Genomic DNA, 6,211 nt, shown 5'->3' on the forward strand with positions numbered 1-6,211 from the left:
CGCTTTAAGTGCGGCTTTGCCGTGTGTGGTTAGAGTAATGCGCCAAACCCGATTTGCTGTGTTTTAAACGCACAAATCTTTACTTATTAAAAGAACTTCGGCATTATCTTGCCGGTTCAAATTACGGTAGTGATACCCCAGAGGATTAGATGGCCAAAGAAGACAATATTGAAATGCAGGGTACCGTTCTCGATACGTTACCTAATACCATGTTCCGCGTAGAGTTAGAAAACGGTCACGTGGTTACTGCACACATCTCCGGTAAAATGCGTAAAAACTATATCCGCATCCTGACGGGCGACAAAGTGACTGTTGAGCTGACCCCGTACGACCTGAGCAAAGGCCGCATTGTCTTCCGTAGTCGCTGATTGTTTTTAACGCCCGAATGGCGTCCAGATAATAAAAGGTCGGTTTAACCGACCTTTTTTGTGGGCCAAGGTCAGGTATTTAATCCTCAATCATCCGCGCATATTCTTCCGTTAAGAAATCCACTAATGTGCGTACTGAAGGCAATAATCCCCTGCGTGATGGAAAGACTGCGTGAATTATTTCTCGCTTCGGTTCCCAGCCGTCGAGCAATGCCACCAGTTCACCCGCAGCTACTTGATCTTTTACCATCAGCTGTGGAAGTTGAACTACCCCCACACCGGCAACTGCGGCTTCACGTAACGCCAGCATATCGGTGGTGATCATACGCGGCGTGAAATGCACCTCCGCACGTGCGCCCTGCGGCCCGAATAACTCCCAACGATGCACATGTTTACCCGTCGCCAGACTCAGGCCCGGCCAACGCGTCAGCTCCGCCGGAGAATGCAGCGTTCCCATTTGCTCGATTAACTGCGGGCTGGCATACAAACGATGCCCCCTGTCCGCCAGCACACGCATCACCAGGTCGCTATCCTCAAATGGTCGGGGCCTGACGCGAATCGCCACGTCCAAGCCCTCTCCAACAACGTCCACGCGGCGGTTAGTAGCCTCCAGTTGCACTGATACGTCAGGATAACGCGCCATAAAACGGGCAAGCATCGGCCCGATATGCACATGCAGCAGCGTGACCGGACACGTCAACTTCACCACGCCACGCGGTTCAACCTGTAACGCGGCAATCGCATCCTGCGCTGCCTGCGCTTCCACCAGCATCGCCTTACAGTGTTCGTAAAAGGTTTGCCCAACTTCCGTCACGTTAAACTGGCGGGTGGTTCGCTGAATCAGTCGAACTCCCAGCGCCTCTTCCAGTTGCGCTATCCGTCGGCTTAGTTTTGATTTCGGTTCATCAAGCGCCCGACCCGCCGCCGCGAATCCCCCTTCCTCTACAACATGCACAAACCATGCAAAATCATTGAGATCTGGCTTCGTCATCCAATTGTCCTATTTATGAGACAGTGAGGACTATTTTAGCTACTACTCAGCTCGCTGTCATGAATATAAGCTTATTCACATCAAGATAACGCCACAGAGGAGACACATATGAAACAAGTAACAGGCGTCTACACCGCACCTCGCCCGCACTGGGTTGGCGATGGATTTCCGGTTCGCTCGATGTTTTCTTACCAGTCTCATGCTGAACAGCTAAGTCCGTTCCTGCTGCTGGATTACGCCGGTCCACATACGTTTACGCCGGGTAACGAAAAACGCGGCGTAGGCGAACACCCTCACCGTGGTTTTGAGACGGTGACCATCGTTTACAGCGGCGAAGTTGAACACCGTGATTCAACCGGTCGCGGCGGCATTATCGGCCCCGGCGACGTGCAGTGGATGACCGCAGGAGCAGGAATATTACACGAAGAGTTCCATTCACCTGAATTTACCCGTCAGGGTGGCGAACTGGAAATGGTACAGCTGTGGGTCAATCTGCCAGCAAAAGACAAAATGGCCGTTCCGGGTTACCAGGGCATCAGCAGCGATGTGATCCCCACTGTCGCCCTGCCTGATGAAGCAGGGAGCGTTCGTGTGATTGCGGGCAGCTATCAGGATACAAAAGGCCCGGCACATACCTTCTCGCCGCTGAACGTCTGGGATATGCGTTTGCAACGTAATCATCAGCTCACGTTGTCCCAGCCGGAAGGATGGAGCACTGCCCTGGTGGTATTGAAAGGGAATATCACCGTAAACGGCACTACGTCTGCCAGCGAAGCGCAACTGGTGGTGCTGAGCCAGCAGGGGAAAACGCTGCATATTGAAGCCTCCAGCGACGCCAGCGTGCTGCTGCTTTCTGGAGAACCGTTGAACGAGCCGATTGTAGGTTACGGTCCGTTTGTAATGAACACGAAACAAGAAATCGCTGAAGCCGTACGCGATTTTAACTCCGGCCGCTTTGGCCAAATCTGAATCGAAGGAGAAGAATATGTCCAGTCCTGCAAACTTTAATGGTTCACGTCCAGTCATCGATGTGAATGATTCCGTGATGCTGCTTATCGATCATCAGAGCGGGCTGTTCCAGACCGTCGGCGACATGCCAATGCCAGAACTGCGTGCGCGTGCCGCCGCGCTGGCTAAAATGGCGACTCTGGCGAAGATGCCGGTGATTACCACGGCATCCGTACCGCAGGGACCTAACGGCCCGCTGATCCCTGAGATCCACGCCAATGCGCCGCATGCCCAATACGTGGCGCGTAAAGGCGAAATCAACGCCTGGGATAACGAAGATTTCGTGAAAGCGGTCAAAGCAACTGGTCGTAAAACGCTGATTATCGCCGGTACGATTACCAGCGTGTGCATGGCTTTCCCGGCTATCAGCGCGGTTGCGGAAGGCTATAAGGTTTTCGCTGTGATCGACGCTTCCGGTACTTACAGCAAAATGGCGCAGGAAATCACCCTGGCTCGAGTTGTTCAGGCTGGCGTTGTGCCGATGGATACCGCCGCCGTCGCTTCTGAAATTCAGGGCACATGGAACCGTGAAGACGCCGCCGAATGGGCTGAAGTGTATACCAAAGTCTTCCCGGCTTATCAGTTGCTGATCGAAAGCTACAGCAAAGCCCAGGAAGTCGTGACCAGCGGCGAAAAACTGGACTCTCAGCGCTAATCCAATCCTCTGCGCCTGCCTGGGCGGAGGAATATGTATAATGCGTAACCAAACGAGAGTTAACACGTAAATTCTGCTTGACCGTTTTAGCGCAACTCCCTATAGTAGCGCCCCGTTGCCCCCCAAGCGGTCAGGCAGCAATACAATATGGTGAGGTGTCCGAGTGGCTGAAGGAGCACGCCTGGAAAGTGTGTATACGGCAACGTATCCGGGGTTCGAATCCCCGCCTCACCGCCATATTTTAAGAAGAGCTCGTACGAAAGTACGGGCTTTTTTTTCGCATGTTGCACGCCAGTGGGGGATGTAAATCCCCCACTGTATGATGAACGCTTTCCGATATGCACGGAGTACTTTTATTACGTACTTAGCTTATTTTAATATCATCCCAATCGATATCTTCCTCTTCTTGATCATTATTTATAATTACATCCCGAGGAACATCTTTTTTGATAACGGCATAGACAGTAGCCGTGACAAATATATTAACTATCAATGCCATAATACCGGCCATTGGATGTGACATTGTAGGAATCATCAAAACACCACCAAAAGGTACTGTTGCATCTGCGCCATAAACCATGGTGATTGCACCACCACAAGCACCGCCGATTGCTGCAGCAGCAATACCACGAACGATATCATTCATAACTATGGGTATAGATCCTTCAACAATATTCACCACCCCCATAGGAACAGCCGATTTTAACATTTCGATTTCTTCGTTATTATAAATATTTTTGCGAAGAAGTTTGGCAATAAAGAATGCAAGCCCAAAACCGATAGGTGTTGCCGTGTTAACTAACTGCAGGGCCGTAATTGGTTCATTTATACCCTGCGCCTGGAGTGTTAAGACAAATGCAAAACACGTTTTATTTATCGGACCGCCAAAGTCAACGATACACAACGCTCCTATAACAGCACCTAATAGTAAATTAGATGAAGTTCCCATACTTCTCAGGAACGATGTCAGAGCGTCTGTAAAAATACCAATAGGCGTACCGATGATATAAACCATAATCAGGGCACTGAGAACGGATGCAAAAAATGGCACAATCAATGTGGGCATTAACCCTCTAGCCCAGTCAGGCACCTTCATATTTTTAATAATAGCAAGAGCAATATACCCGGAAATGTAGCCGCCGATCATGCCACCAATGAAGCCCGCACCAATAGCATTAGCCGCCAGACCAACGACAAAACCAGGGGCAATACCGGGCTTACCTGCGATAGAACCGGAAATCCCGATAGCTATAACGACGGGTAATAGTCCAAGCGCCTTGGCCCCCATAGTAGCGAAGGCCTGCCACAGATCAAATTGACCCGGTACTAAAGTGTCCTGAACCGTCCCCCCAAGACCCATACCAATTGCAATAATAAATCCAGCACCACAAACAATGGGAATCAAGAATGAGATGGCAGTAAGCAGATGACCCTTAGGGTTTGCTGCTTTCCATACTTCTTTAATATTCATAAATTACGCCCTTTAATTTATATAGGATACGCATAGGTAAAAGTTATGAATTTACTAATTCACTGAGTTTTTCAATAAGTTTATTGGGAGATTTAACTGCCATTTCAGTTGGCACTCTGACTACTTTCTTTCCAGCGAACCTTTCTTCACCAGAAACCTTAACATCGGCGGCTAACAGGACAATGTCGGCTTGTGCGATCTCATCAGCGGTTAAGGCATTCTCGATACCTATAGTGCCTTGTGTTTCAATTTTGACATTATGCCCTGCTTTTTTCGCAGCTATTTCAACTTTCTTTTGCGCAATATATGTATGTGCAATACCTACAGTACAGGCTGTAACGCCAACAATATTCATAACTATTCTCCAGGATTTAATTATTTGCTATGCTATGGCAGAGGTGTTGATTAAATTAAGCGTTGATGCCTTCATCTTCAGGGATCAAAAGTTCGATGATTTTCTGAGGATCATTTTCTTTCAGCAATTTTTCTATTATTTCTTCATCTGCTAATGAGCCAGAGACTTGTGATAGTAAACGGATATGAGTTGCATTTTGATCCACTAAATAGCTGCGCCTAATACCGCTACACTTTTGCCTGACCATGTTTTCCTCCGGGGAATGGGCTGGCGGTTTCCATAAAATGGCGGACCTTTTTCAGTAACTGCCACATTGAGCGGCACTGATGATTACGGGTTATCGTGTCATGAAGTGCCTGCCATAGCCGTTCCACATGATTCACCCACGGCGAGTAAACCGGCTGGTAAATTACCCTGAACTTGGGATTTGCTTTCAACCAGCGCTGTGTTTCGCGGCTTTTATGGATAATGTAGTTATCAACGATCAGCGTGATTGTTTTCGCCCGCCGGTAAGTGGCTTTCAGGTGCTTCAGCAGAGCGATAAACAGCGCTGAACTTTTGCTGTTGCCGCCCACGTAGCTGACTTTACCCGTGCCACTGTGCAGTGCGCCGGCCAAATAGTATTTTTCGTTCTGCCCCGGCGTCACTACCCGTTTCTGCTGTCCGCGCAACTGCCAGTCCGCACCGATTTTAGGATTAAGGTGGATATCCACTTCATCTTCATAAAATACCGGATGCTCTGCGCTGCATTCATCCAGCGCTTTGTGGATTACCGCCATCTTTTCATCTTTATGTGGGTCACGGATACGCAGAGTTGGCGCGGCCCTGCGCCATACAAGCCCCGCAGATGGCAACCAGCGGCGAACGGTTCCTGCATGTAACTGGCAACCGGTTATCTCATTGATTTTTATTGCCAGTAATTCGGTGCTCCAGCGTGAACGTTGATAACCAAAATCGCCGGGAGAATGCTTTATCAGCTCACGTAACAGGGTGCAGATATGTTCAAAAGGCCAGCGTCGGGAGCGCCCTGCGGGTAAGGATTTCAGGCCTTCAATACCTGAGTGCGTAAACCAGTTAATCCAGCGACCAACGGATGAACGGGCACAACAGAGAGTTCTGGCAACATCGCTGACCCGTTCACCCCGATGAAGCATCAGCATGGCCGTGAGTCTGCGGGCATGATTTTTATCACGCGTTTTATGAATAGCTTTCTGCATCAGGCGTCGTTCGCCACGGGGTATTGGTACTATGATCGGCATCGCTCAGTCCGGTTGGTGATTTTGGTTGGTTTGGCGATTGATCAGATCGCACAATCCGGGCTGAGTTCCCTTTCAGTGATCTACTATTCCGCGCAGCTATTTAG

At 49.6% G+C, this 6,211-nt stretch carries 7 protein-coding genes, 1 tRNA gene and 1 pseudogene; 4 read left to right on the plus strand and 5 right to left on the minus strand.

Translation table 11 applies throughout. The annotated features are described in order from the left end of the window. Window positions 1–149 precede the first annotated feature (149 nt). Complete coding sequence (gene infA / locus OGX92_RS23230) at window positions 150–368, plus strand: translation initiation factor IF-1 (protein ID WP_002211347.1); 219 nt, start codon at window positions 150–152, stop codon at window positions 366–368. 79 nt (window positions 369–447) lie between these two features. Here infA and OGX92_RS23235 read toward each other — a convergent pair whose 3' ends face one another. Further along, window positions 448–1,359, minus strand: a complete 912-nt coding sequence (locus OGX92_RS23235; RefSeq protein WP_200920590.1) for a LysR family transcriptional regulator — start codon at window positions 1,357–1,359, stop codon at window positions 448–450. Window positions 1,360–1,467: 108 nt separating this feature from the next. Here OGX92_RS23235 and OGX92_RS23240 point away from each other — a divergent pair, with 108 nt between their 5' ends. The 3 genes from OGX92_RS23240 to OGX92_RS23250 all read left to right on the plus strand — a co-directional run bounded on the left by OGX92_RS23240 (window position 1,468) and on the right by OGX92_RS23250 (window position 3,259). Beyond that, window positions 1,468–2,328, plus strand: coding sequence for a pirin family protein (locus OGX92_RS23240; protein ID WP_003831674.1), 861 nt, complete (start codon window positions 1,468–1,470; stop codon window positions 2,326–2,328). A 16-nt stretch (window positions 2,329–2,344) separates the two neighbouring features. Next, window positions 2,345–3,022, plus strand: coding sequence for an isochorismatase family protein (locus OGX92_RS23245; RefSeq protein WP_003831673.1), 678 nt, complete (start codon window positions 2,345–2,347; stop codon window positions 3,020–3,022). A gap of 149 nt (window positions 3,023–3,171) precedes the next feature. Then, window positions 3,172–3,259, plus strand: a tRNA-Ser gene (locus tag OGX92_RS23250). A gap of 127 nt (window positions 3,260–3,386) precedes the next feature. Here the strand turns inward: OGX92_RS23250 and OGX92_RS23255 are convergent. From OGX92_RS23255 to OGX92_RS23270, 4 genes and pseudogenes are all read right to left on the minus strand, one after another. Then, window positions 3,387–4,493 carry a PTS fructose transporter subunit IIC gene (locus tag OGX92_RS23255; protein ID WP_063940631.1) on the minus strand — a complete coding sequence of 369 codons (1,107 nt, stop codon included), beginning with the start codon at window positions 4,491–4,493 and terminating at the stop codon, window positions 3,387–3,389. A 43-nt stretch (window positions 4,494–4,536) separates the two neighbouring features. Then, window positions 4,537–4,848, minus strand: coding sequence for a PTS fructose transporter subunit IIB (locus tag OGX92_RS23260; protein WP_063940632.1), 312 nt, complete (start codon window positions 4,846–4,848; stop codon window positions 4,537–4,539). A gap of 55 nt (window positions 4,849–4,903) precedes the next feature. After that, a pseudogene (locus OGX92_RS23265) lies at window positions 4,904–5,056 on the minus strand (PTS sugar transporter subunit IIA); the annotation flags it as partial. Window positions 5,057–5,075: 19 nt separating this feature from the next. Then, window positions 5,076–6,107, minus strand: coding sequence for an IS630-like element ISEc33 family transposase (locus OGX92_RS23270; protein ID WP_001395480.1), 1,032 nt, complete (start codon window positions 6,105–6,107; stop codon window positions 5,076–5,078). Window positions 6,108–6,211: the final 104 nt, after the last annotated feature.

The sequence above is a fragment of the Citrobacter sp. Cpo089 genome, from assembly GCF_030332695.1.
Classification (GTDB): Bacteria; Pseudomonadota; Gammaproteobacteria; order Enterobacterales; family Enterobacteriaceae; genus Citrobacter; species Citrobacter portucalensis.

What these genes read in the sequence shown, in the direction of transcription:
- infA (WP_002211347.1), top strand. Translation starts at nt 150, where the DNA reads ATGGCCAAAGAAGACAATATTGAAATGCAGGGTACCGTTCTCGATACG.
- OGX92_RS23235 (WP_200920590.1), bottom strand. Translation starts at nt 1,359, where the DNA reads ATGACGAAGCCAGATCTCAATGATTTTGCATGGTTTGTGCATGTTGTA.
- OGX92_RS23240 (WP_003831674.1), top strand. Translation starts at nt 1,468, where the DNA reads ATGAAACAAGTAACAGGCGTCTACACCGCACCTCGCCCGCACTGGGTT.
- OGX92_RS23245 (WP_003831673.1), top strand. Translation starts at nt 2,345, where the DNA reads ATGTCCAGTCCTGCAAACTTTAATGGTTCACGTCCAGTCATCGATGTG.
- OGX92_RS23255 (WP_063940631.1), bottom strand. Translation starts at nt 4,493, where the DNA reads ATGAATATTAAAGAAGTATGGAAAGCAGCAAACCCTAAGGGTCATCTG.
- OGX92_RS23260 (WP_063940632.1), bottom strand. Translation starts at nt 4,848, where the DNA reads ATGAATATTGTTGGCGTTACAGCCTGTACTGTAGGTATTGCACATACA.
- OGX92_RS23270 (WP_001395480.1), bottom strand. Translation starts at nt 6,107, where the DNA reads ATGCCGATCATAGTACCAATACCCCGTGGCGAACGACGCCTGATGCAG.